The organism is Pseudomonas sp. EL_65y_Pfl1_R83, from assembly GCF_963970695.1.
Classification (GTDB): Bacteria; Pseudomonadota; Gammaproteobacteria; order Pseudomonadales; family Pseudomonadaceae; genus Aquipseudomonas; species Aquipseudomonas tritici.
The window spans coordinates 38,788-61,930 of sequence record NZ_CAXAQI010000025.1; the positions used below are offsets into that span (position 1 = coordinate 38,788).

Annotated in this window: 23 protein-coding genes and 2 pseudogenes; 18 read left to right on the plus strand and 7 right to left on the minus strand. The window is 56.7% G+C overall.

The window, feature by feature from the left end; all coding sequences use genetic code 11:
* Positions 1-126 precede the first annotated feature (126 nt).
* The 4 genes from AACY08_RS26150 to AACY08_RS26165 all read left to right on the plus strand — a co-directional run bounded on the left by AACY08_RS26150 (position 127) and on the right by AACY08_RS26165 (position 3,651).
* Positions 127-1,095 carry a DMT family transporter gene (locus AACY08_RS26150; protein ID WP_339472045.1) on the plus strand — a complete coding sequence of 323 codons (969 nt, stop codon included), beginning with the start codon at positions 127-129 and terminating at the stop codon, positions 1,093-1,095.
* Between the two features lie 142 nt (positions 1,096-1,237).
* Positions 1,238-2,575 carry an MFS transporter gene (locus AACY08_RS26155; RefSeq protein ID WP_339416035.1) on the plus strand — a complete coding sequence of 446 codons (1,338 nt, stop codon included), beginning with the start codon at positions 1,238-1,240 and terminating at the stop codon, positions 2,573-2,575.
* A 222-nt stretch (positions 2,576-2,797) separates the two neighbouring features.
* Positions 2,798-3,250: a thiol-disulfide oxidoreductase DCC family protein gene (locus tag AACY08_RS26160; protein WP_339472047.1), complete on the plus strand. Its 453-nt coding sequence runs from the start codon at positions 2,798-2,800 to the stop codon at positions 3,248-3,250.
* Positions 3,247-3,651, plus strand: coding sequence for a DoxX-like family protein (locus tag AACY08_RS26165; RefSeq protein ID WP_339472048.1), 405 nt, complete (start codon positions 3,247-3,249; stop codon positions 3,649-3,651). The genes AACY08_RS26160 and AACY08_RS26165 overlap by 4 nt, the downstream gene beginning before the upstream one ends.
* Here AACY08_RS26165 and AACY08_RS26170 read toward each other — a convergent pair.
* Both AACY08_RS26170 and AACY08_RS26175 read right to left on the minus strand, forming a co-directional pair.
* Positions 3,563-4,723, minus strand: a complete 1,161-nt coding sequence (locus AACY08_RS26170; protein ID WP_339472049.1) for a saccharopine dehydrogenase NADP-binding domain-containing protein — start codon at positions 4,721-4,723, stop codon at positions 3,563-3,565. The genes AACY08_RS26165 and AACY08_RS26170 overlap by 89 nt on opposite strands.
* A gap of 72 nt (positions 4,724-4,795) precedes the next feature.
* Positions 4,796-5,563, minus strand: coding sequence for an NAD(P)-binding domain-containing protein (locus tag AACY08_RS26175; protein WP_339472050.1), 768 nt, complete (start codon positions 5,561-5,563; stop codon positions 4,796-4,798).
* Between the two features lie 163 nt (positions 5,564-5,726).
* On the opposite strand from AACY08_RS26175, the pseudogene AACY08_RS26180 reads away from it, so the two are divergent.
* From AACY08_RS26180 to AACY08_RS26210, 7 genes and pseudogenes are all read left to right on the plus strand, one after another.
* Positions 5,727-6,089 (plus strand): annotated as a pseudogene (locus tag AACY08_RS26180) (VOC family protein).
* Between the two features lie 28 nt (positions 6,090-6,117).
* On the plus strand, positions 6,118-6,549 hold the full coding sequence (locus AACY08_RS26185; RefSeq protein ID WP_339472051.1) for a bleomycin resistance protein: 432 nt from the start codon (positions 6,118-6,120) through the stop codon (positions 6,547-6,549).
* A 265-nt stretch (positions 6,550-6,814) separates the two neighbouring features.
* Complete coding sequence (locus tag AACY08_RS26190; protein WP_339472052.1) at positions 6,815-6,982, plus strand: hypothetical protein; 168 nt, start codon at positions 6,815-6,817, stop codon at positions 6,980-6,982.
* Positions 6,983-7,066: 84 nt separating this feature from the next.
* Complete coding sequence (locus tag AACY08_RS26195) at positions 7,067-7,609, plus strand: ATP-binding protein (RefSeq protein ID WP_339472053.1); 543 nt, start codon at positions 7,067-7,069, stop codon at positions 7,607-7,609.
* Between the two features lie 109 nt (positions 7,610-7,718).
* On the plus strand, positions 7,719-8,210 hold the full coding sequence (locus AACY08_RS26200; RefSeq protein ID WP_339472054.1) for a GNAT family N-acetyltransferase: 492 nt from the start codon (positions 7,719-7,721) through the stop codon (positions 8,208-8,210).
* A 199-nt stretch (positions 8,211-8,409) separates the two neighbouring features.
* Positions 8,410-8,733, plus strand: a pseudogene (locus AACY08_RS26205) (LysE family translocator); the annotation flags it as partial.
* 511 nt (positions 8,734-9,244) lie between these two features.
* Positions 9,245-9,538: a hypothetical protein gene (locus tag AACY08_RS26210; protein WP_339436554.1), complete on the plus strand. Its 294-nt coding sequence runs from the start codon at positions 9,245-9,247 to the stop codon at positions 9,536-9,538.
* 205 nt (positions 9,539-9,743) lie between these two features.
* Here the strand turns inward: AACY08_RS26210 and AACY08_RS26215 are convergent, their stop codons facing one another.
* On the minus strand, positions 9,744-10,538 hold the full coding sequence (locus AACY08_RS26215) for an AraC family transcriptional regulator (RefSeq protein WP_339472055.1): 795 nt from the start codon (positions 10,536-10,538) through the stop codon (positions 9,744-9,746).
* A gap of 88 nt (positions 10,539-10,626) precedes the next feature.
* Between AACY08_RS26215 and AACY08_RS26220 the strand changes: the two genes are divergently transcribed.
* On the plus strand, positions 10,627-11,874 hold the full coding sequence (locus AACY08_RS26220; protein WP_339472056.1) for an MFS transporter: 1,248 nt from the start codon (positions 10,627-10,629) through the stop codon (positions 11,872-11,874).
* On the opposite strand, the gene AACY08_RS26225 is transcribed toward AACY08_RS26220, so the two are convergent.
* On the minus strand, positions 11,787-12,698 hold the full coding sequence (locus tag AACY08_RS26225; protein ID WP_339472057.1) for a LysR family transcriptional regulator: 912 nt from the start codon (positions 12,696-12,698) through the stop codon (positions 11,787-11,789). The two genes, AACY08_RS26220 and AACY08_RS26225, sit on opposite strands and share 88 nt — an antisense overlap.
* Before the next feature lie 145 nt (positions 12,699-12,843).
* Between AACY08_RS26225 and AACY08_RS26230 the strand changes: the two genes are divergently transcribed.
* Genes AACY08_RS26230 through AACY08_RS26240 form a run of 3 tightly spaced genes read left to right on the plus strand, consistent with a single transcriptional unit; the run spans position 12,844 to position 15,626 of the window.
* Entirely contained in the window at positions 12,844-14,241 is a 1,398-nt protein-coding gene (locus AACY08_RS26230; protein WP_339472058.1) for an amidohydrolase family protein, read from the plus strand.
* 11 nt (positions 14,242-14,252) lie between these two features.
* Entirely contained in the window at positions 14,253-14,726 is a 474-nt protein-coding gene (locus AACY08_RS26235; protein WP_339472059.1) for a DMT family transporter, read from the plus strand.
* A gap of 39 nt (positions 14,727-14,765) precedes the next feature.
* Positions 14,766-15,626 carry an SMP-30/gluconolactonase/LRE family protein gene (locus tag AACY08_RS26240; protein WP_339472060.1) on the plus strand — a complete coding sequence of 287 codons (861 nt, stop codon included), beginning with the start codon at positions 14,766-14,768 and terminating at the stop codon, positions 15,624-15,626.
* Positions 15,627-16,014: 388 nt separating this feature from the next.
* Here AACY08_RS26240 and AACY08_RS26245 read toward each other — a convergent pair whose 3' ends face one another.
* Positions 16,015-16,920: a LysR family transcriptional regulator gene (locus AACY08_RS26245; protein WP_339472061.1), complete on the minus strand. Its 906-nt coding sequence runs from the start codon at positions 16,918-16,920 to the stop codon at positions 16,015-16,017.
* A gap of 96 nt (positions 16,921-17,016) precedes the next feature.
* Here AACY08_RS26245 and AACY08_RS26250 point away from each other — a divergent pair, with 96 nt between their 5' ends.
* The 3 genes from AACY08_RS26250 to AACY08_RS26260 all read left to right on the plus strand — a co-directional run bounded on the left by AACY08_RS26250 (position 17,017) and on the right by AACY08_RS26260 (position 21,063).
* Positions 17,017-17,802: an SDR family NAD(P)-dependent oxidoreductase gene (locus AACY08_RS26250; protein ID WP_339472062.1), complete on the plus strand. Its 786-nt coding sequence runs from the start codon at positions 17,017-17,019 to the stop codon at positions 17,800-17,802.
* 422 nt (positions 17,803-18,224) lie between these two features.
* Positions 18,225-19,625: an aspartate aminotransferase family protein gene (locus AACY08_RS26255; protein ID WP_339472063.1), complete on the plus strand. Its 1,401-nt coding sequence runs from the start codon at positions 18,225-18,227 to the stop codon at positions 19,623-19,625.
* 70 nt (positions 19,626-19,695) lie between these two features.
* Positions 19,696-21,063: a glutamine synthetase family protein gene (locus AACY08_RS26260; RefSeq protein WP_339472064.1), complete on the plus strand. Its 1,368-nt coding sequence runs from the start codon at positions 19,696-19,698 to the stop codon at positions 21,061-21,063.
* A 699-nt stretch (positions 21,064-21,762) separates the two neighbouring features.
* On the opposite strand, the gene AACY08_RS26265 is transcribed toward AACY08_RS26260, so the two are convergent.
* Positions 21,763-22,494 carry a hypothetical protein gene (locus AACY08_RS26265; RefSeq protein ID WP_339472065.1) on the minus strand — a complete coding sequence of 244 codons (732 nt, stop codon included), beginning with the start codon at positions 22,492-22,494 and terminating at the stop codon, positions 21,763-21,765.
* Positions 22,495-22,630: 136 nt separating this feature from the next.
* A complete protein-coding gene (locus AACY08_RS26270) occupies positions 22,631-22,930 on the minus strand; it encodes a MafI family immunity protein (protein WP_280944488.1) in 300 nt (99 codons plus the stop codon).
* Positions 22,931-23,143: the final 213 nt, after the last annotated feature.

Here is a 23,143-nt window from a genome sequence, read left to right on the forward strand (position 1 = left end):
CTCACTATTTAAACGGCCTCCTTGCCCCTTCGCGTTAAACAGGCTACAAATCCCACCACCCAGTTGTACGACAACCTAAAAATAAATAGCCATCCGCGACGATGGCGTCCATTGCTCGAGTTCCCCATGACTGCCCCTGCCCAAGCCACACCCGCCCTATTCTCCCGCCCCATCGCCGTGTTGATTCTGCTCTGCATGGGTTGCGCCTTCGCAGGCAACCACATCGCCGCTCGCGTAGCTTTTGATGACGGCGCCGGGGTGTTGCTGGCCATTGTGCTGCGCTCGGGCGGCACTTTGTTGGTACTGGCCGCGTTAGTGCTGTGGCAGCGTCAAAGCCTGCGCCTGCCGCCCGGTGCATGGCGTTGGCAAGTACTGCTGGGCCTACTTATTGCGGCGCAAAGCCTGTGCCTGTATTCCGCCGTAGCCCGCGTACCCGTAGCGGTGGCGCTGTTGGTGGGCAATGTTTTCCCTATTTTGCTGGCGCTGCTCACCTGGGCATTTGGCGGCCCAAGACCCACTGCTCGCACCGGCCTGCTGATGGGCTTGATTCTGGTGGGGCTGGTGTTTGTCCTCGACGTACCAGGCCGCCTCTCAAGCAATACAGACATCGGCCCGCACTGGCTACTCGGCATAACCCTCGCCTTCTGCGCCGCGTTTGTATTCGCCTGCGCGCTGTGGATCACCGATCACAAGTTGTCCCAGGTACGTGGTTCCGTGCGCAGCCTGCTGACGATCTTTATCGTGTTCAGCAGCGTCAACCTCGCCGGCCTGAGTGGTGCCCTTCCAGGCGGCCTGAACTTGCCGGCAACGGGTACCGGTTGGCTGGCGCTCGCGACGCTGGTCGTGCTCTATGGCACCGGTTTTATCGTGCTGTTCATTTCCGTCCCCCGCCTGGATATGCCGCGCAATGCGCCGGTGATGAACATCGAGCCGCTGGCGACGCTGCTGATGGGCTGGATCGTGCTCGATCAAATGCTCAGCGCCGGGCAGTTGGCCGGCGGTGTCATCGTGGTGACGGGGATTGTGCTGCTGACTTATCGCAGATCACCTCGGCCTGCGCGCGAGCCACACTCATCCAGCCCCGCCCATCGATAGCCCGTCGCCTCACCTGGCCCAATTCCTGCCTCCATATGCCCATAGAGTCGCTACTGACTACGCGGACGACTCTTTTGGGCCCCGCGGCCCAACCGCCTCCCCCGATAATTGATCATCCCCGATCATTCCGAGGCCCTCACCCATGACGAGCCCATCCACCGAACAGGTCAGCCCCCAAACCCTGCGAAAGGTCATCATCGCCGCCGGCATCGGTAACTTCGTCGAGTGGTTTGACTTCGCCGTCTACGGCTTCCTCGCCACCACCATCGCCCAACAATTTTTCCCCAGCGGCAACGCCAGCGCCGCGCTGCTGAAAACCTTCGCCGTATTCGCCGTTGCGTTCGCTTTCCGGCCCTTGGGCGGGATTTTCTTCGGCATGCTCGGTGATCGGATTGGCCGCAAACGCACGCTGGCCATGACAATCCTGCTGATGGCCGGCGCCACCACTTTGATCGGCCTGCTCCCTACGTACGCGGCCATCGGCGTCGCGGCGCCGATTCTTTTGTCGCTGATCCGCTGCGCCCAAGGTTTTTCAGCCGGGGGCGAATACGCCGGAGCCTGTGCCTACCTGATGGAGCACGCGCCCAGTGACAAACGCGCCTGGTACGGCAGCTTCGTGCCGGTCTCGACGTTTTCCGCCTTCGCCGCCGCAGCTGTGGTGGCTTACGCCCTTGAGACGTCATTATCCGTCGAGGCGATGGGCAGTTGGGGCTGGCGCCTGCCGTTCCTGATCGCCGCACCGCTGGGCCTGGTAGGGCTTTACTTGCGCTGGAAGCTGGATGAAACGCCAGCCTTCCAGGCCGTTAAGCAAGAGCACGCAGTCGCCCACTCCCCGCTCAAGGAAACCTTGCGCAACCATGGTGCGGCGATCTGCTGCCTGGGCGCTTTTGTGTCGCTGACGGCGCTGTCGTTTTATATGTTCACCACCTACTTCGCGACGTACCTGCAAGTGGCGGGTGGGCTGACTCGGGCGGCGGCGTTGCTGGTGTCGCTGATTGCGTTGATCTTCGCGGCGGCGATCTGCCCGCTGGCGGGGTTGTATTCAGATCGAGTCGGGCGTCGGGTCACGGTGATGACGGCGTGTGCATTGCTGATCGTGGTGGTGTTTCCGTCGTTCCTGATGGCCAGTTCGGGTTCGTTTGCGGCGTCTATTGTCGGGGTGATGTTGCTGGCGGTGGGCGCAGTTTTGTGTGGTGTGGTCACGGCGGCGTTGCTGTCGGAGACTTTTCCGACGCGCACGCGGTACACCGCCTCGGCGATCACTTATAACGTGGCTTATACGATCTTCGGCGGAACCGCGCCGCTGATGGCGACATGGTTGATCAGCACTACGGGGAGCAATCTGTCACCGGCGTTTTATCTGATTGCGGTGGCGTTGCTGGCGTTGGCGGGCGGGTTGGCGCTGCCGGAGACATCGAGGATTTCGTTGCATGACGTGGGGTCGGAGGAGAAGGACGCGGCGCCTTTGCTTTCGCGTTAGGTTCAAGAACAACGGCGCGGAGCTGCGAAAACGGTGTGTCAGGCGACGAAGTGGCTGGCGATACCGCCGCCTTCGCAGCCTCGCCGGGGCTCGACGGCTCCGACCCTTGATCGGCGTCGCAGCTGAAATTTCGCTCGCCGCTACAACCGAAATCCAACCAACACGATTCGCGCTGAACACGGGTATGATCCAGCCTAGGCCCGCCCGATTGGACCCTCGCTCATGCCCGCATCCCAAACTCGCCCTTCTCCAGCACCTTTGCTCAACCCTGGCGAAACCGTCGTGTTGTTCGACGGTGTGTGCAAGCTGTGCAACGGTTGGGCCAGGTTCCTGATTCGTCATGACCACCCGCGCCGTATTCGATTGGCGGCAGTGCAATCCCCCGAGGGGCAGGCGTTGCTGGCCTGGGCGGGATTGCCACTGGATCAGTTCGACACCCTGGCGGTGATTCGCGACCACCACTATTGGATGCGTTCGGACGCGGTGTTCGAAATCATCGCGCAACTGCCTGCCGTGTGGCGTCCATTTCTGCTGTTGCGCGGCATCCCGCGGGGGCTTCGGGATTGGGCTTACGATCGCATCGCACGCAATCGCTATCGGCTCTTCGGCAAGTACAACACCTGCCTGTTACCGGATCCCGATCATGAGCAGCGTTTTTTGAAGAGACCGTTATGAACGCCCTGGTGCGCATCAACTGGATCGCCCGAGGCGGCCTGGCGTTTATGTTCGCCTATCATGGGCTGGTGCCGAAGCTGTTGTGGCTGAGCGACGGCGAGCGGACGATGTTTCAGGCGCACGGGATCGAGCAAGTGCAGTTATTCGCAACGCTGGCGGGGGTTGGCGAAATTGCGCTGGCGTTATGGATCGTGCTTTCACCACGCAATCCCTGGCCGATCGCGGTGGCGGCGACGGCACTGATTGGGTTGCTGGTGGATGTGGCGGTGGTCAGCCCGGCGCTGCTAAGGGAGGCGTTTAACCCTATGTCACTTAACGTGGCCGGGCTGGCGCTGTGTGCAGTGGCTTGGAATATCCGTCTGAAAAACGCACGGCCAGGCTCAGGTTCGCCGGATCGTTGATGGCCGCCATGTATTCGTCGACGCTTATCTCACCGACGCACGGCCGCGCGCCGGGTTCGGGTACATTGCCCTGGGCGAGTTTGATAGCCAGCGCAACGGCGGCGCAGCTGGGAATTTCCGGGCCTTTGTCGTTCAAGGCCGTCAGTTGCACCGCCAGTGACAACGGTTGACCCTCGGCACCCAGGCCCCGCACATCGATGTACATTGCACTTTTGCCATCACCCAAACGTTCGAACCAGGTACCCAGCCGATGCAGCCGTGCGGCCCAGGTGGCAGGGTCACGCACAATCCCCAGCCGCAAAGCCTGGGCCAGCAAGTAGTTGGCGACGCCTCCCAGTTTGAGTCCCGCGCCCGCCTTGAAGCTCAAGGTATGGGCACCATAGCGGCTGGCGAAAATATCCATGTCGGGCACGTCCACATTAGCCAGCACCCGTGTGCCTAGCTGTGGCAGCTTGCGCAGCGTCAGGTCTTGCCAGCCCAACACTTCATGCACCTGGCCGTTCCTGAGCTGCTTGATCGGCTTGCCCGCATAGGCGAGCACACCTTCGACCGTCGACAAGCCCGGCATCTTGGCCGAAGAGGAAATGCCATGCTCGATCGAGTCGATGCGCGTGAAGCGATACCGGTACTGATCGATGATCGCCGACGAGAGCGTCGGCACTGAACTGCAACCCGTGAGAATGGCGACGCCCGCCTGCTTGGCCTGTGCATCCAGCACGTCCACGCCATTGACGAACGTGCGGCAGTCAGACAGGTCACAGTAGTTCACGCCCGCCTCGATGCAACTCAGGGCGACGGCATAGGACTGCCCCTGAAACGGGCCACCGGTATGGACCACCAACCCGATGTTCTGAGACTGCAGGACGCCAGCGAAACCGGCCCCCATGGCATCGCCGCACCAGCCTTCGCACACATTGCCCAACGGTGCGTTCAACTCATCAAGTTTGCGTTGCAACTTATGGGGATCACGCCCCGAGAGCACCAGTTCAATGCCCGGCGCTACGGCCAAATGCCGGCATACAATGCTGCCGAAGTTACCGTAGCCACCGATCACCATCACCCTGAGTGCCATTCCATTCTTCCCTGAACTATTAATCGTGCGCGGCTGAGGCGGCTAAAGATACTCGATTTCTTGAGCGCCCCACTACGAACCTTTATGCAGACGGTTGAGCACTGCTTCAAACGCCTCTCTCCATGCCGGCGTCGCGCCGTTATTCCTGAGTACCTCCAACCCAGCCGCAGTAAAAGTCCCTGGCGTAGCAATGGCGCCACCCAACGCTTGCAGGCTGGCCTGCGGCGTGTGCCGGGCGCTGGCCAGGCAGTCTTGCATGTTGCCCATCACAAGCTGCGCAGCCTGCTCTTTCGACAAGCCCTTATCGGTAAACCATTGCTGCAGATCGCTCAGGAAGAAGTAGAACCAACCATTCATGCAAGCCGCAACGGTGGCCAGTTCGAACGCAGCTTCGTCGTCGAGCACTATCAACGAACCCAGCGTGCCCAGCAGCGTTTCATGAGGCTCACCGCCTGGCGTGACCACCACCGTGGACTGATTGATCTGGGCCGCATAGGAGAGCATTGCGCGCACGGAATGCGTCTGTGGGAAGCAGCGTTGTAACTCGCTGCGCTTCAAACCGGCCACCAACGACACCAGCGTTTGCTGGGGTTTGAGCTGTATTTCATTGGACAGCTGCTCGACCACCTCCGGGCGCACACCGAGGAATAACAGGTCCGCCTCATCAACGACCTGTTGATTGTCGGCCATCACCTCACACGCGCACTGACGGCTGAGTTGCTGTGCACGTTCGTGATTGCGCGGAGAAAGCAGCACTCGCCCGGTAAACCCGCCACGGCGCAGCCCGATCACAACCTTCTCCGTCAGCTCACCCACACCCAGGATTCCAATCTTCAGCACTGTGTTTCCTCCCTTATCTCAAGCCGATAATGGCGCAGGTTCGAAGCATCATAGGCACATTTGGCGAACCCGGTTTCGCCCAGGGTAAAAGCTCAAGCGACACTCATGAAGGTGTGCGAGTACGTTACACTCGCTGGCTTAAACAGCAGCCATGGAGGCAAGCATGAGTGTTCGCGGTCAAGATCGGCAAATCGACAACATCGAGTTCAATGTGGGCGACATTGCCCGCAGCAAAGCGTTCTACGCCAGCGCGTTTGGCTGGACATTCGTCGACTAAGGCCCTACCTACACTGAATTCAGCGATGGCCGCCTTACCGGTGGCTTCACCACCGGCGAACCGGTTCGACCGGGTGGTCCTTTAATCATTTTGTACACCGACGACCTCGATGCCGCGCAACAGCGGCTCAAAGCCCTGGGCGCTGTAATTACCCGCGCGACATTTTCGTTCCCCGGTGGAAGCAGGTTCCATTTCACCGATCCTGATGGTTATGAACTGGCTGTCTGGGGTGTTCAACCTCACCGCTGAATAAGCCTAATGAAATGGAAGTCACCTGATGTTCGAACGTAGCAAACTGGTTCCAGAGTTAATGGTCGCTGACCTGGAAAGCAGCCTGGCCTTTTGGGTGTCCTGCCTGGGATTTGAAGTGGTTTATCAACGCCCAGAAGACGGGTTCGCTTACCTCGACCTGAACGGTGCGCAAGTCATGCTTGAGCAGGCCGCCCCGGATGCAGGCCAATGGCTGACTGCCCCGTTGAGTAAGCCGTTTGGAAGAGGCATCAACCTGCAGATTGACGTTGTGGCTGTGGCCCCCATCATCCAGAAACTGGGTCAGGCTGGATTTCCACTCTTTCGAGCATGCAAAGACACCTGGTATCGGGCGAACAACGTAGAAGTCGGCCAGCGCGAATTCATCGTCCAGGATCCCGATGGCTATCTTGTAAGGTTGGTCGAGCGTTTGGGTGAACGGCCGGCGGGTTCAGCTTGAAGCAGGCACAGGCGAGCGTCCGCTCAGCCGCACATGCCAGGTGGGCGAATAAGCACCCTTCATAGTAGGGTGGCGGCCACCAACCATCATCGGCATTCCCGCCAGCAAGGCAAGCAAAGCCATCAACCAATCGCCCAAGGTGTTTGACGAGCATGTCATCCCTGCGGGTAAACCCTTCATTGCCGGGTTCGCCATGGGCGGCTCGCAAATGTCCTGCTTTCCCGCACCCGTCACGCTCATCCCCGAGCCCGGCAAGGACTATGAAATGGAACTTCAAATGTTGAAAATCAGCACGTTCAAGGCCGGTTGCGTGATTGCCGTGCGCCAACTCTCGGCGCAGGGCGATACCACCGTTGAAACGCCGCTGAGACCGCAGGTGTGTGCCAAGACGCCGTCGGGATGGTACACCGTCAGCCCAGCACCTTTGCCCTGAAATACCAGAGCAGGACGGCATAGTCGGCCTGCTTATCGGGTAGCTCCCTGAGCTCGAAACCAGCGTGTATTCATGGAGGAAAAAATGCGGATTTACATCACAGGCGCTTCGTGTGCAGGCGTGACGACTTTGGGTCAGAACCTCGCCACGCGGCTTGATGTAAGGCAGGTCGATGTCGATGATTATTACTGGATGCCCACAGACCCTCCCTTCACGACCAAGCGGCCTCCCGCTGATCGCGTGTCATTGATGCAGCAAGCACTCGGTAAAGACGATTGGGTGTTGAGCGGTTCATGCATGGGCTGGGGAGATGCGCTCATCGCTGATGCGGAGCTGATTGTCTTCGTTGTCACACCTACACCCGTTCGCCTTGAACGGCTGGCCGCACGTGAGAAGGAGAACTTTGGCGGTCGGATAGCGCCAGGTGGTGACATGTATCAGATACATGAGGCTTTTCGGGAATGGGCTTCGCAGTATGATGATCCGAACTTTTCAGGACGCAACCGAGCGTGGCACGAGGCGTGGTTATCCCGGCAGGTGGCCTCGGTGTTGCGGGTTGACGGGATGAGCAGTGCTGAACGGATGGCGGAGGATGTCGTGCAGGCGGTGTCGCGCATGTCGCGATAGCTTAACGCTCTGAATCCGTTAACCCACATTGCCCCATCCACTGTTGGGACTTTTCAAGCAAGCTTTCTGTGAGAGCTGATTCTACTGAATAGAAACTGGAGCACTCGGGATGCAATTTCAGCCTGCAACTACGGCTATCCCTTTAGTTACTCTTGTTGGAACTGAACCCGGTGATTTCGAAACACTTGTCGTTATTCGGATTGAAGCCATGCGTGAAAGCCTTGAGCGCATTGGTCGCTTCGATCCCGTGCGGGCCCGCGAGCGTTTTCGCGAAGGCTTTTCTTCCGAGTCCACTCGCTGCATTGAAGTTTCCGGCGAGCGAGTAGGTTTCGTCGTCATCAAGCCGCTTATCGACGGATTATTGCTTGATCATCTGTACATCAAGCCGAGCGCACAAGGCGCGGGCATAGGTTCCGTTGTCCTCAGTCAAATCTTCGTGGAAGCGGATGCCGCAGGAATGGCATTGCGGGTAGGGGCTCTCAGAGAAAGCGAGTCAAATCGTTTTTATACGCGTCATGGCTTCCAGTTTGTCGAAAGTACCGAATTCGACAACTACTATGTTCGTCACCCTGCCCAAGGCAACTCGGCGGCCGAGATCTGAGCCAGAGCCACCTGACCTGATGGATGGCATCGGCCAACGTTTGCGTGCCGAGGTGTCAACTACAGAAGAGACACCGGCACGCCATAGCTGAGTTGATCCGCGCGCGTTGGTTTCATCGCAGACTCAACGCGCGCATTGTCCAACAGCCCCCTACCCCCTTATCCTCACACCTCCCCGCCCACGCGATCCCGGAGCCGCCATGGACCTCGCCACTCTCGCCCTTTTCCTGCCCGCCTGCTTCGCCTTGAACATGGCGCCCGGCCCGAACAACTTACTGTCTGTGAGCAACGCCACGCGCTACGGCTACCGCACTTCGTGCCTGGCGGGTATCGGTCGGCTGCTGGCCTTTGCTGGGATGATCGCCCTCGCCTCGGCGGGTTTGGCGGTGGTGCTGCAAACGTCGGAGTTGTTGTTTTATGGGATCAAGTTTTTGGGCGCGGCGTATCTGTTTTATCTGGCATATCAGTTGTGGCGGGCGAATCCCGAGGCAGAGGCTGAGTCGACTACGGCTAGTGTGGGATTGTGAGCGTTGGCGCGTCAGGAGTTTTTAGTGGCGGCGGGCAACCCTGATGATGGGCAATATTAAATCCAATACCGAATGGGTAATCACTTGGCGCGATTTTCAATATACAGCGGGACGGTTTTGGTGGGTTACTCATCACTCGAGGAGGGGGACGCCCCCATGGGGGTTGTTTTCGGCCGATTCGAGCCAACCGATGACTACTCGTTAATCCAAAACGAATGCCGGGCTAACCATCGTGATCAGACGTCTCTAGCTCTTTCGGTTCAAACCGAAACAGGCCAACTCATTCAGTGTGCAGGCGTTGGTATCCTGGATTACTCAGAAGAGCTTCTACCTGACTTAATTGAGATTAACGTGCTTGGCATTCCCCAGCCTCTTTATCGGGAGTTTTTTCCTGAACAAGTCGCCAGGTATTCACAACATTTTAGCTGACCCGTTATTCCTCGGTGCCCGCTCAGACGATATCAAGTAAGGCCGATGAAAGTGAACAGCAATCGAGAGATGCCTGACCATGGACGTTAAAGACCTCGAAGAAAGCAATATCCTGTCAGTCTCATTGGACCAGGCTCACCATATTTTTGAAGTGATCGTCAGCCTGCATGGCGATAGCCGCTACAAGCTGACTGCCTGGAACGACTACGGCACCAAACTGACAGTCAGAATTGGCGCACTCAACCTGCACCACTGCACGGAACTCGGAGAGCTGGAAGGCATAAGTTTTGTAAACGACGTGCTGAGTCTGGAGGGTGATTTCGGGGATATGGAGATCGAGGCTAAGAACGTAGCAGTGAAAAAGCTGAAGTAGGTTCTCACTCCGGAATGAGCTGTGGATCCGGGATTAACGCTCGCGTGAATCGAACGCGGCCTTACCGAACATGGGGGTATCAAGCTGGGCTCCAGCAAGCCCTATGATGGGCAATATAAAACTTTCTGACCGACCTCTATCGGCCAGAAGCGGACATACCGTGATCACTCTACAACCTTGGCGCTCTGTATCAGCCACCGGAGCATTAACGCAGCGAGGAAAAATACTGAGTAGGCGGTTTACCCAGGGCTTTTTTGAACATCGTGATGAAGGCATTAACAGAGTCATATCCCAGAATGCCTGCCACACGTTGCACTGAAACCCCCTCCGCCAAATGACTCAGTGCGATCATCAAATGCAATTGTTGACGCCAGCGTCCGAAGCTCAGCCCGGTCGTGCTTTCTACAAGCCTGGCCAGCGTTCGTTCACTGGTTGCAAGCCGAGTGGCCCACTCGCGCAACGTAGTTCGGTCGCCTGGATCTGAGAAGAGCGTATCCGCGATTTGTTTGATCTTGGGGTGGTCTGATATCGGCAAATGCAGCTCTCTCAGCGGAGCATCGGAAAGCTGCTCAAGCAGCACTGCAACCAGCCGAGCTGTCTTGCCCTCGGAATGGAAAGCAGGTTCCTGTTCAGCGAGATGCAGGATCATCTCCCGAACAAGGGGCGTAATGGCAACCGTGCAGCATTCTTCAGGCATGGCTGCCGCACCGGGCTCAACGAACAGAAAGCAGGTCCGGGCGTTTTCGGTCACTCGGCAACTGTGCGGCTTGCCGCCCGGGATCCATACGGCGTGCTGGGGAGGGACAAGCCATAGTGCATTTTGCACCTCACAGCTCACTGCGCCATGCAAAGACAGGATCAGCTGGCCTTTGCGATGATCATGCGGGCGGGCACCCGAATCATTGAGGTCAGGCGCAACCTTGAGGGCAATCGCTGCCTGGGCGAAAAGGTCTGAATCGAAATCTTCCGGCGAGGAAACGATATTTTTTGAGCTTGGCATAATTTAGGTATCGGGTGTCTTGATATCTATATTATACAGTTCTGAAGTTCTCTACAGTTGTCTTCTTTCAAGAGGACAGATAAAGAATATGTCAGATACAAAAAACAAGTGGCATGCCATCGCGCTCGTCGCAGGCATTCTGCTTATCGCCGTGAACCTGCGCGTTCCCTTTACCAGCATCGCGCCCGTTTTGCCGCTGATCCAGAATGATTTTGGCTTGAGCGCCTCAGCTCTAGGCCTGCTTACTTCACTGCCATTACTTGCCTTTGCAGCCTTCTCCCCGCTCAGCGCATCGGTCGCCCGCAGGTTCGGCATCGAGCGCACGCTTTTCGGTGCGCTGCTGGTCATTTCAGCGGGCATCCTGCTCCGCTCCGCAGGCAGCGCGTGGGCGTTGTACGCCGGTACGATATTGATAGGCACTGGGATCGCCCTGGGCAACGTGCTGCTGCCCGGCCTTATCAAACGCGACTTCTCGACAAAAATGGCGTCCATGACCGGCGCTTATTCCATCACGATGGGCGCAGCGGGCGCTGTCGGTTCAGCCGTAATAGTTCCGCTGACCCAATCATGGGGATGGCCGATTGCCCTGAGTTTGTTGGTCGCAGCCCCTTTGTTGGCGCTGGTGGTGTGGCTGCCGCAGTTGAAAAAACATGAACACGTAAATCTGTCCGGTCCGAAACAAGCGCCAACCGTGGCCGTCTGGCGTTCGCCGCTGGCATGGCAGGTCACACTGTTCATGGGGCTGAACGCGATGCCTTTTTATGTCGCCGTCGGCTGGCTGCCGACCATTCTGATGGACCATGGCATATCCCCGGAGCAAGCAGGCACGGTACATGGCACGCTTCAACTGACCACGGCCATTCCCGGCTTGATTCTGGCGGCCACGCTTCGCCGTCTCAAAGACCAGAAACTGGCAGCCGCTACCGTCAGCCTGTTAACCGCCTCATCCCTGATCGGGCTCATTTACGCGCCAGACTACGCCATGTTGTGGGCCGCGTTCCTGGGCTTCGGCTCTGGTGCCAGCATGATGCTCGGCCTGACCTTCATCGGCTTGCGCACAAAAAATGCCGGTGACACGGCGGCACTGTCAGGAATGGCGCAGTGCGTCGGCTACCTGATGGCAGCCGCAGGCCCCTTGCTGCTAGGCCAACTGCACGACTGGACCGGTGGCTGGACAGCACCGCTGCTGATCACAGCCGCAATCTCCGTAGCCGGCGCATTCATCGGAATGCTGGCCGGGCGCAACGTTCAACTTGAACCTGCTGAATCATCGTCGCGAACAAGACCAGCAATCCAGTCAGCGAATGCGCTCACAGCTGGCGATAGAAAGCGCTGATGCGGGTATAGCAGGTGCACAGGAACCGATGCGGGCTGCCAGTCAGCAAGTACTTCAACCAGCCGCCCTTTTCGCAGATGCTCGCTGACCACGTTCTCAGCGAGCTGCACCAGCCCTAAACCTTCAAGGCACATTTTGATGTAAAGCCCAGTCTCGTTGACAGCCGCTGTGCCGTTCACCGGGACTGAGATTTTTTCGGTGCCACGGGCAAAGCGCATTTCACCTGCTTGCCTTGCACGGCCCGAGAAGTAATGAATGGCCCGGTGGTGAGACAAATCTTGCGGATTTTGCGGAGTACCGTTCTCTTCGAGATAGGCGGCAGACGCACAGGTCACCCAGCGAAACCGACCGAGTGGGCGCGCAACGAGCGTTGAGTCATCGAGCTCGCCTGTACGAATAACGCAATCGACACCCTCTTGCACCACATCAACCTGCCGATCGTTGACGCCTATCATCAGGTAGATATCCGGGTAGCGCCTGTAAAAGTCTTGCAGGTTTGGCATGACGATGAAGTGTGCAATGCCACCCGGCATATCGACACGCAAACGCCCCTGTGGCCGTTTTACGGAATCCGTCAGGCTGGTCTCTGTGTGTTCGATCAGCTCCAATATTTCCCTGCATTGCGCCAGATATTGAGCGCCCTCATGCGTCAGGCTGACCCGTCGCGTTGTTCTGTTCAGCAGGCGCACCTGCAAGTACTTCTCAAGATTTTTGACGCTGCTGGTAACTGTCGAGGCCGGCAGAGAGAGCGTCTGCGCCGCCTGGATAAAGCTTTCTGCTTCAGCCACACGAACGAAAACCTGCATCGCTTGAATACGGTCCATGACTGTTAGCAGCCTCAAAGCAGTGATCGGGGGAAGTCGTTATTATTCGTAAATATTGAATAATAAAAACAGTTTAACCATCTTTTTCCCGCAGTACCGCATTGCGTACATTGCTTCCAACGAAATTTGAAGAGGTGTACAGAAAATGGCTGAATATAACCGCAGCATCGTGCAGGCCCCGGCCGCTCCGGCCGCCCGCACCCTTATCCGCGGCGCCACTGTGCTGAGCATGGATGGTGATATCGGCAATCTGGCGCGCGGCGATATCCTTATCGAAGGCAGCACCATCACGGCCATAGGTGAAAACATTGAGGCCGGCGACGCTGTTGTTATCGAGGCATCCTGCATGATTGCCATGCCCGGCATGGTCGATACGCATCGTCACTCCTGGGAGGGCCAACTGCGTCGAATCAATCCGAATGCCGAAACCCTGGAAGATTACTGCAACGCCACGCACTTCTCGTTCGCCAAATACTATCGCCCGGCTGACATGTATATCGGCAACCTACTGACTGCGCTGGGCTGCATCGATGCCGGCATCACCACCGTGGTCGATAACTCGCACAACAGCCGCACCGGCTCGCACTCCGATGCTGCGGTAGAGGCGCTGCTTGATGCTGGTATCCGATCTGTACACGCCTCCGGTGCGCCAGTTTCCGGTGAGTGGGACAAAGCCCACTGGCCCGGCAACCTGGAGCGCCTGCAGGAAAAATACGTCAAGAACGGCGACAATCCACTGCTCTCGCTGGCGGTGATGGCGCAGCTGGAGCCTGAGCTATGGGCTGAAGCCCGGCGCTTGGGGCTGCCGATCATTACCGAATTTTTCGACGGGGACATGGCAGCTGAGTTGGAGGGTTTGCATCGCGAGGGTCTGCTGCGCCCCGATAACATCTTCAACCACTGCACAGCGCTGCCGGACGCCGGCTGGAAAATCCTTCGCGAGGCTGGCGTGCGGGTCAACGTATGCCCGCGTTCAGATGCCCACTACGGCATTGAAGATGGAATGTTCGCCATGCAGTCGGCCCAGCGTCACGGCATCAGTCCGGGGCTGAGTGTCGATAACGAAACCTCCTACAGCGGTGACATGTTCATGGAGATGCGGGTGGCGTTCTACCTGCAGCGCGTCATGGGCATGCACCAGCAGCGCTGCTGCGGCGCAGAACATCATCCGGTGACCCTGCCTGCTCATGGCCTGCTCAAAGCCGCCACTCTCGACGGCGCTACCTGTGCCGGATTGCAGGACAAAGTCGGCAGCCTGGCCCCCGGCAAACAGGCCGACCTGATCCTTATCAATGCACAGGACATCAACCTTTACCCGTCAGGCAACGCATTCGGCACCGTTGTACACGCGGCCGAACGCAGCAATGTCGACACGGTCATGATTGGCGGGCGCATCGTCAAGCGCGGCGGCAAGGTGCTGGGCGTGGACAGCGAAAGGCTGCGTGCAGCAATCGACGAATCCCGTGAGCATCTGTTTGCTGCCGCAGGCTACCAGCCGGATATTTTTGCCGAGACATTTATGCCGCTTGAGTCAGCCAAGTAAGGAGAAGCGAGATGAACGCAGCCTACTACCTGCTGGCCATCGCCGCAGGGCTTGGCATAACCCTGCAGACCACGCTGAATGGTCAACTCGCTAAAGGTGTGGGTGGAGATTCCGTAGCGGCGGCGCTGTTCTCATTTACTGCCGGTGCGATATGCCTGGGCGTCTTTTCATTGATGCGCGGCGGGATAGTGGCCTCACTGGCGGCTATACCTGCCCAGCCTTGGTGGAGCCTGCTGGGCGGTCTGCTGGGTGCCGGTGCCTTGCTTAGTTATGTGGTGCTTGCGCCAAAAATCGGTCTGTCAGCCATGCTGGGCCTCGCTATCGCAGGGCAGATTATTTCGTCACTGGTTATCGATCATTTCGGATTGATGGGGGCATCGGAAAGGCCGGTGTCTCTCATCAAGTTGGCCGGGTCGATGGTGATGCTCGCAGGCCTGGCCATCGCCCTGTTCGGTGACAGGTGGTCAGCGCTTTTCTCCAACTGACTGCCTTGTTTGCCCCATCCTGTTTCCTAGGACGCAACCATGTTTAAAACCCTAACCGGCACCACCAGTCTTCTTGGCGAATGCTCTATCTGGTGTGAAAGAACCGAACGCCTGTTCTGGACCGACATACCCGGCTGCGAGTTGCGTGCTCTGGACCCCGAAAGCGGCGAAGTGCAGCGTTGCTCTCTGCCAGAGCCGCTAGGGTCATTTGCCCTCACGGCAGACGAAGACATATTGCTGATGGGACTGGCATCCTGCCTGGGCTACTACAACCTGAGCACCGGTCGTTTCAGCAAAATCACAGCCACCCCTGGCGTGGCAGGAACCCGGATCAATGATGGCCGCTGCGACCGTATGGGAAACTTCGTATTCAGCACTATGGACACCGGCGAGCCGGTGCAAACCATAGGCAGATTTCACCGGCTCAATGCCGCGACGCTCGAGACAGAAACGCTGGATCTTCCCGAAGTGGCGATCCCGAACAGCATCTGTTTTAGCCCGGACGGTTCCACCATGTATTACGCGGATTCCCTGCAAGGATGCATTTTCTGCTGCGATTACCCGTCGCTAGAAAACCAGCGTGTATTCACCACAATCAACGGTCAGGGTGCTCCAGACGGTTCTTGTATTGATGCGCAGGGTTTTCTCTGGAATGCGGAATGGGGCGGTAGCAGAGTCGTGCGTTACGCGACTGACGGCAAAGTTGACAGCGTGATCGACTCCCCGTGTATTCAGACAACTTGCCCGGTGTTAGCGGGACCTGGTTATGAAACGCTTTACTGCACCAGCGCACGGATAGGGCTGGATAAACCGGCAGATTTCGATGGCACGTTGATAAAAGCCGAAGCCGTTGTAGCTGCCGGATTCCCTGAAGAGCGATTTACGGGACGACTGCACTGAATAGTGGGTTCTAGCCTGTCGCGCCGTTCTGAATGCCCACTTGGTAGACGCGTATGAATGACCGCTTCTGGCCTATTCTGTTGAAAAAGTCGGCCATGGTTTCCACGGCAGAAAAGTACGCGTTTGAGATTGAAATCTTTACTTTGAGCAGAGGGTTCCGGGCTCAGATTTCGCGTAGCTGCGCGCAAAAAAGGCATTTTCAGCAGTCAGTACATGCGCAGCCTGGAAGGACCGAACTTTTTCAACACAATCGGCCGAAAGCCGCCTCTCTGCGAGGGTAGCTTCTGCGAAAGATAGCTGCGTGACGGACGGCGAAACTCGCTCTTGTGAATCAACCGTCGGGCCGCATTTGGACGCCGCCAGAAGCCTCAATGTGCACTTTTACTCATCAAATACGACGAGGCTCGTCCTCCGCAATTTCGCGCATCAGACTCAGGTAACGACGCGCTCCCAGCCCCAGAGGCCGGTTCTTTACCCAGATGATATCGACCCATAACCGCATCTGACTCGGCATGTTGTCAAACACTACCTCCGTCAATGCGCCCGAAGTGATTAGAGGTTGTACCAGCGGTTGTGGAAGATAAGCCCAGCCCAATCCTTGCTGCACCAGATCCAGAGTTGCCAGATAATTGTCGCTGTGCCAAATCCGCCGTGACAGCACAACACGTGGGTCAGAGTCTGTAGGTCCTCCAGTAGAAACGATGATCTGCCGAACGTTGACCAGTTGCTCTTCACCTAAGGGGCTTTTCTTGCCGGCGGCCGCAGGATGATCTGGAGAGGCAACTGCTACTAACAATTGGCTCCCCGCTTCGAGAAACGTCTCCCGCTCGTCAAGCCCTGGTCGTTCAAATCCAAGTGCCAATTGCACACGCCCTTCATGGAGCATGCGCATCGCCTCCGGATGGGACGCGGAGCGAATCTCGATTTCAAGCGTGGGAAACTCCCTGGCGATAATGGACAGCGGACGATTCCATACGCCTGTTTGCAACTCCGGCGCCATCGCAAGGACCAAGCGCCCCTCCAACCCCTGATGAAGCTGGAGCGCATGGGCGTCCAGCAGGTTTAACTGGCTGGCGACTTGTCGTGCCTGGGGCTCCAGTGCTTTGGCGGCCGCCGTAGGAATAGCTTTGCGGGTTGATCGGTCAAAAAGCAACAAATCCAGCTCTGCTTCAAGCTGCGACACCGCCATGTTGATGGCCGAGGGTACCCGGCCTAATTTTCGAGCGGCGGCAGAAAAGGACCCGCTGTCGACGACCGAGAGGAAAACTTTAAGTGACTCACTGGTAAACGCCATAGTGGTTGTCAAATTTTCTGATGATGATCGTCTTTATTTATCAGTTTTATTGGCCTAATTTCTACTCTCTTTCAAATTTAATACGTGGGGCACACCATGTTGGGTACGGAATTGAGGGGGCATGTGGCACTTGTCAGTGGTGCCGGGAGTGAATCTGGGATCGGTATGGCTATTGCTCGCAGGCTAGGTGTATCCGGGGCGAAGTTGATTATCACTGCCAGCAGCAACCGCATCGCGGATCGGATTGAAGAGCTACGCCTTGAAGGGTTTGAAGTTGAAGGCCGGCCAACTGACCTCACCGATGAAAGCCAGGTACGTGAATTCAGCCTATGGGCAGAGTCAGTCTGGGGGCGGGTGGATATTCTGGTGAATAATGCTGGTATGGCCATGCAAGGAAGCCCTGAGGTTTTCTCGGAATTGGCAACGATGGAACTGCATGAGTGGAATCGTTCACTGGCCAGAAACTTAACGACCGCTTTTCTTCTGACTCGGGCCGTTTTGCCCGGTATGAGGGCGCGAAGTTACGGGCGCATTGTCAATATCAGTTCCACCACGGGCACCAGGGGGAGCAATCCGGGCGAAGCCGCTTATAGCGCCGCCAAGGCCGCGATGGTTGGCATGAACATGGGACTCTCACTTGAAGTCGCCAAGCAGGGGGTTACCGTAAACAGCGTGGCTCCCGGATGGATCAACACCGGGTCAACCACGTCCGTTGAAGCAGAGGCGGGGCGCTTTACCCCGATTGGGCGGTCAGGCAGCCCCCGCGAAGTGGCGGCGGCGGTTGCATTTCTGGCGTCGCCTGACGCCAGTTACATCACAGGGGAAGTCCTCGTGGTGGATGGAGGGAACTGTCTGGTCGAGAACAAAGCCCCTCAAGCCTGATTTCAAGTCACGTCGGTTTATCCCCGCTTAGCGGGAATAATACGGAAAATTAGACCCCGGAATCTACAATTTCGGTAACTCGCCTAGAGCATACCTAGAGCGAACAATGCGAAGGCTGCGTGCCGAAATCGACTTAAATACGCTGGCTGCCCGACAAACTGGCTATTAAGTTTGAGGTTTTCTCCAACACGATCAATGAATGACCCTGGGTGGGGCTGCTGCTATCACCGCGATATACCAAAGAGTGTGTTAGTCCACGCTATAAATATTTAACGCGAACACCCGAGTTGTAAGTTTACGTATCTGCATTCCCTAGTCATTAGGGGACTGATGCGTGAGTAAATGTGGCGATGGATTACCGAATAATATATAGACAGCAACGACTTTTAATTAATGTTGGTACTTAACATAGGGTTCTTATTATGTCGAAAAGTGGAATTAGTGAATCAGCGATTGCTGCGTTTACCGCATCCGAGCGTGCCCGATTCATTGAAAACAACCCAACGTCAATGGCGCTGGCCAAGCGTGCCAAGGCGAATCTGTTCAACGGTGTTCCCATGCACTGGATGAGCGATTGGTCCATGCCTTCGCCGCTCTTCGTCAAGCGCGCCAAAGGCGCGCGCTTCACCGATGTTGACGATCATGAATACATTGACTTTTGCCTGGGCGACACCGGCACGATGTTTGGCCATTCACCTGATCCTATCGCCCGAGCCATAGCTGAGCAGGCGGATAACGGCTTGACCACGATGCTGCCTGGCGAAGATGCGGTGGTCTGCGGAGAGTTGCTGGCTCAGCGATTTGGGCTGCCTTATTGGCAGGTCACCGCCAACGCGACTGACGCCAATCGTTATGTGTTGCGCTGGGCGCGCGCTATCACTAAACGCAATGTCTTGCTGGTGTTCGACGGCTGCTATCACGGCACCGTGGATGACGTGATGGTGCGGTACCGCGACGGCAAAACAGTGCACCGTCCAGGTCTTGTGGGCCAAGCCTACGACTTGGCCCAGTACAGTCGATCCATCCCCTTCAACGATGTCGACGCATTAGAGGCTGCTTTAGCCCAGGGCGATGTGTGCGCGCTGATGTGTGAGCCGGCGATGACGAACATAGGCATGGTCCTGCCCGATTCGGGCTTCATGCAAAAGTGCCGAGAGTTGACCCTCAAATATGGCAGCCTGTTGGTCATTGACGAGACCCACACTATTTCCACCGGCATCGGTGGATGCACTCGCCAATGGGAGTTGAAACCCGACTTTTTTGTGGTGGGTAAACCCATCGCCGGTGGCGTGCCCTGCGCTGTGTTTGGCGTTACCGAGCAAGTTGCGTTGGCCATGCACGACGCGCAGAAGACCATTAGCGAAGAGAGCGGTGGGCATGGCCACAGTGGTATGGGAACGACACTGTCCGCCAACGCGCTGGCGATGCGTTGCATGCGAGCCAATCTCGAAGAGGTCATGACAGAGTCTGCCTACCAGAACATGTTGCATTTCGCATCAGGGTTGGCTAAGGGATTTCGATACTTGTTCAAGCAGCACCAACTAAATTGGTCGGTAACAGAGTTGGGCGCGCGGTGTGAGTTTCAATTCTGTGCCACCCCGCCGAGAACAGGCGCGCAAGCCGAGGCCGCTTTTCATGACAGCCTACAGATGGCGCTGCATCTCTATCTGATCAATCGCGGAATCCTGATCACGCCTTTTCACAACATGACCCTGTGCTGTCCACAGACAAGTTCATCGGATATCGACAGGCTGCTCGTTGAGTTGGATAACGCGCTAACCACGCTGCTTGCCATACCTGGGGCTCGGGTCATCCCTTCATAACTGGACGTCTAAAGACTCCACATTTCACAAATACTGCCAAGTCGCTTGAATGAGCGCTAAGAGGTTTGACATGCAATTTGCTGATAAAAAAGAGGCCGAAGATTATCTCGCCGCCCACCCTGAAGTGCTGAGCATCGAGTTGATCCTTATCGACACGAATGGTGTTCCACGTGGCAAACTGTTGCATCGCAATGAGCTACTGGCGGTCTACGAAAATGGTCGGCCGCTGCCGAGTTCCATTCTTGCCTTGACCGTGCAGGGAGAAGACGTCGACGAGACGGGCTTGGTCTGGGATGTTGCTGACGCCGACTGCTGGACCTACCCTTTACCGGGAAGCCTGACCCTGCAACCTTGGCGCACCAATCCCACCGGCCAAGTGCAGGTGAGCATGCACCCGACCCAAGGTATTCCGGCCGCACCGGCCGACCCACGCCATGTACTGGTGCACACCATCGAGCGGCTGAAAGCCGATGGATTCCATCCGGTAATGGCCGTTGAGTTGGAATTTTACCTGCTGGACCGGCAGCGCGACGTCAACGGTCGGCCGCAGCCGGCACTGCAAACCAATGGCGTACGCCCTGTTGCCCCGCAGGTTTACGGCGTCTACGAACTGGAGCAGGCTCAACCGTTTCTTGATGACCTCTATGCTGCTTGCGCGCTGCAAGGGCTGCCGGTCCGTACGGCGATCTCCGAGTACGCTCCGGGCCAGCTCGAGTTGACGCTGGAACATCGTTTCGACGCACTCCAGGCCATTGATGAAGGCGTCCGTTACAAACGCCTGGTCAAAGGTGTGGCCAACAAACACGGGCTGCAAGCGTGCTTCATGGCTAAGCCATTCAGCGATCAGGCCGGTAGCGGTATGCATTTGCACGTCAGCCTGGCCGACGAGCAGGGTCACAACCTGTATGCGAGCGAAGACCCACAGGGCACGCCGCTGTTGCGGCACTCCATCGGTGGGATGATGGAGACCTTGTTTGACTCGCTGGCGATATTTTGCCCGAATGCCAATTCATATCGACGCTTCCAGACCGGCAGTTACGCGCCGCTCGCCAAAAGTTGGGGCGTCAACAATCGTACGGTGTCGTTCCGCGTACCCGGCGGCCCCGCGATAAGTCGGCACATCGAACACCGCATTTGCGGTGCCGATGCGAACCCCTATCTCGCTGCCGCCGCAGTACTGGCGGGCATTCACCACGGCATCACTCATCAAAGCGATCCTGGCGCGGCGATTGTGGGCAATGGCTATGAACAGGCGACCGATTTTCTACCCACCGACTGGCTTACAGCGTTGCAGGCATTGCAACGTTCAACGTGGGCACGCGAGGCGCTGGGGGCTGAATTCCTGAAAGTGTTTCTGGCGATCAAGTGGCGCGAGTTCCGTCAATTCAATGCTGAAGTCGGGGAGCAGGATTGGCGCTGGTACCTCACCCACGCATAAATTTTGGCCCGTCAGCGCGTCTTAAAATGGACTGCTGGAGAGTAGCTGAAAACTAAGATGCGTATAGCACATCACACACCGCGACTGACCAGAGCATCACGATGGAGGAGCGGTAATTACCATTCTGGTATGACGATAAAACCTCGTTGAAGTACTCCTTTGTTTTGACCGCGACGATGTCGTCAGCGAATCCTTCCAGGGAAAAACCAGGCATAAGTGCGTCCTTAACTACGAGTTCGTTGTGGGCTCGAAACAACAGCTAATTGTAGGATATCTGTAATGGTTATTAGAAAAGCTGTGGGTTGAACACGGCTGCGGCTTTGGAAACGAGGCCAACCAGTCCTTGAGCCTAGTGTGGTTCTACGAGTTGCTTGATCAACGCTTCTGCTGGCTGGTTGAATCTCCCTTGCTTTTGCCAGGCACTCTCCCAACCTCGCGGCGGATCTCTCATGACGCATTAAGCCTATCAAGACGTCGGCTAATTGCCGTAGGTCGGCTGGGCTGACTGTCTGGTTCTGGTTGAATCCACAGTCGAAAACGGGCAATCGTGAGAGACCGCTTTTGGCCGATTGCAGCCCATCGTGACGGGTAGTTTTTTGAAAATTTGCACCCCATTATCGACCCCAATTTTTCGAGGCTGATAATTGACTACTTTTCGCCGAAGAATCCTCCTGGCTTGGGTCGAAGGCGTCGATACGACTACCACCGTTTCCACCACGCCTTCTGAGCAACCACCTTAGGCGCCAGCGAGGCGATCTTAGAGCCTGCAATCTTTATCGGAGCGACCTCCATACCATCGAAGCTACCTAGACCCAGAGGGGGGCTTTCTGCTTGTAGAAAGCGAGTGGTTTCTGCTGAAGCCACCGCATGCAGTAACGATGAAGGCGCTATATTCCGACTCAAGACGTGAATACCACTCTCCGGGTCATGCAGACCACTTGCGTCGGTGCCTTCCACGCCATCTATCAGAAGCGGTTGGATCAAGACCGTCCCAAGCTCATAGGTGATATCCAGATCACCGCAAACGCAACGCAGCCTTTGCAGTTCACCATTCGACGATACGCACACAAAATCCAGCCCGTCGTCATCTGTGCAAAAGCTACAAACGCGTAATTGAAGGCTTTTGCTTAGCGCTAAATTCACATTCAGGAAAGCTCTCTTGAAGTAGTCGGCCAGCTGAGCATCCTTAAGCAATTTGTATACCCGCGATAGAGCTGCCAATTCTTGAGGGAGCTCAAGCGGTACTTCCTTGATAGGTGGCATAGATGTAAAGGGCCATTTCCGTTCTTCGCCAGCCTTAAACGTGTCTAAGTAGAACGACGTGGTGCTTTCATCCTGGTGCAATGACCACCCAATACTCATCGGCAAAGTAGAAAGTGGTTCTAGCTCCGGCTTCACATTCATCGCGTGAGCAACGACAAGGTACCCCATTGTTTAGATCCTTCAGGTACAGGGCTGAATCGCTCCAAGCATAGTCGATACTTGAGTGTGCGCTATTGGCCGTTTTCTGCCTGTCCCGACCGACAGAAAACGACCCAAAGCTGACCTTCAGGTGGGTTAATTTTTGTCATCTCTTGAATGGCATCTTCAAGGACTTTGCGATCCGAGCTAAAATTTTTATGCATTTTTCAGAAACAACGAGCGGTGGTTCGTTAATCATGTAAAGCAGGTGTTCAAACGCTACACCAGCCTCGTTGTGATCGACATAATCCAGAACGATTTCACCACCATTCTCTAAACCTGCCTGAGCTAATGCATGGTCTTCCGGTACAGGGCCGAGCTGTTCGTATGCAATGGACATCAGCGTCGAAATTTCCTCAAGTGCCTCAACGAAATCGGACCTCAAGTCGTTGTTAAGGTGGCTCATAACAAACATTCCTTCGATTATGGTGACCTGCGTTCCGTTTCCGTCTGGTCGATTGTTGCCCAAGACCTGGTCTTTGCGCACGCGCTTGTGTAGTGGTCAACTGATCCCGGACACGACGTTAAGTTTTTTCTCAGCCTGAGCCGGTGGCAGCCCACCATTAAATTGGTGCGGTCGAATCCAGTTGTACCGGTGCATCAAAAAATGGCTGATATC

Excerpts from the sequence above, each read along its gene's own strand:
- AACY08_RS26150 (WP_339472045.1), top strand. The coding sequence starts at position 127 with ATGACTGCCCCTGCCCAAGCCACACCCGCCCTATTCTCCCGCCCCATC.
- AACY08_RS26155 (WP_339416035.1), top strand. The coding sequence starts at position 1,238 with ATGACGAGCCCATCCACCGAACAGGTCAGCCCCCAAACCCTGCGAAAG.
- AACY08_RS26160 (WP_339472047.1), top strand. The coding sequence starts at position 2,798 with ATGCCCGCATCCCAAACTCGCCCTTCTCCAGCACCTTTGCTCAACCCT.
- AACY08_RS26165 (WP_339472048.1), top strand. The coding sequence starts at position 3,247 with ATGAACGCCCTGGTGCGCATCAACTGGATCGCCCGAGGCGGCCTGGCG.
- AACY08_RS26170 (WP_339472049.1), bottom strand. The coding sequence starts at position 4,723 with ATGGCACTCAGGGTGATGGTGATCGGTGGCTACGGTAACTTCGGCAGC.
- AACY08_RS26185 (WP_339472051.1), top strand. The coding sequence starts at position 6,118 with ATGTTCGAACGTAGCAAACTGGTTCCAGAGTTAATGGTCGCTGACCTG.
- AACY08_RS26190 (WP_339472052.1), top strand. The coding sequence starts at position 6,815 with ATGGAACTTCAAATGTTGAAAATCAGCACGTTCAAGGCCGGTTGCGTG.
- AACY08_RS26195 (WP_339472053.1), top strand. The coding sequence starts at position 7,067 with ATGCGGATTTACATCACAGGCGCTTCGTGTGCAGGCGTGACGACTTTG.
- AACY08_RS26200 (WP_339472054.1), top strand. The coding sequence starts at position 7,719 with ATGCAATTTCAGCCTGCAACTACGGCTATCCCTTTAGTTACTCTTGTT.
- AACY08_RS26210 (WP_339436554.1), top strand. The coding sequence starts at position 9,245 with ATGGACGTTAAAGACCTCGAAGAAAGCAATATCCTGTCAGTCTCATTG.
- AACY08_RS26215 (WP_339472055.1), bottom strand. The coding sequence starts at position 10,538 with ATGCCAAGCTCAAAAAATATCGTTTCCTCGCCGGAAGATTTCGATTCA.
- AACY08_RS26220 (WP_339472056.1), top strand. The coding sequence starts at position 10,627 with ATGTCAGATACAAAAAACAAGTGGCATGCCATCGCGCTCGTCGCAGGC.
- AACY08_RS26225 (WP_339472057.1), bottom strand. The coding sequence starts at position 12,698 with ATGGACCGTATTCAAGCGATGCAGGTTTTCGTTCGTGTGGCTGAAGCA.
- AACY08_RS26230 (WP_339472058.1), top strand. The coding sequence starts at position 12,844 with ATGGCTGAATATAACCGCAGCATCGTGCAGGCCCCGGCCGCTCCGGCC.
- AACY08_RS26235 (WP_339472059.1), top strand. The coding sequence starts at position 14,253 with ATGAACGCAGCCTACTACCTGCTGGCCATCGCCGCAGGGCTTGGCATA.
- AACY08_RS26240 (WP_339472060.1), top strand. The coding sequence starts at position 14,766 with ATGTTTAAAACCCTAACCGGCACCACCAGTCTTCTTGGCGAATGCTCT.
- AACY08_RS26245 (WP_339472061.1), bottom strand. The coding sequence starts at position 16,920 with ATGGCGTTTACCAGTGAGTCACTTAAAGTTTTCCTCTCGGTCGTCGAC.
- AACY08_RS26250 (WP_339472062.1), top strand. The coding sequence starts at position 17,017 with ATGTTGGGTACGGAATTGAGGGGGCATGTGGCACTTGTCAGTGGTGCC.
- AACY08_RS26255 (WP_339472063.1), top strand. The coding sequence starts at position 18,225 with ATGTCGAAAAGTGGAATTAGTGAATCAGCGATTGCTGCGTTTACCGCA.
- AACY08_RS26260 (WP_339472064.1), top strand. The coding sequence starts at position 19,696 with ATGCAATTTGCTGATAAAAAAGAGGCCGAAGATTATCTCGCCGCCCAC.
- AACY08_RS26265 (WP_339472065.1), bottom strand. The coding sequence starts at position 22,494 with ATGGGGTACCTTGTCGTTGCTCACGCGATGAATGTGAAGCCGGAGCTA.
- AACY08_RS26270 (WP_280944488.1), bottom strand. The coding sequence starts at position 22,930 with ATGAGCCACCTTAACAACGACTTGAGGTCCGATTTCGTTGAGGCACTT.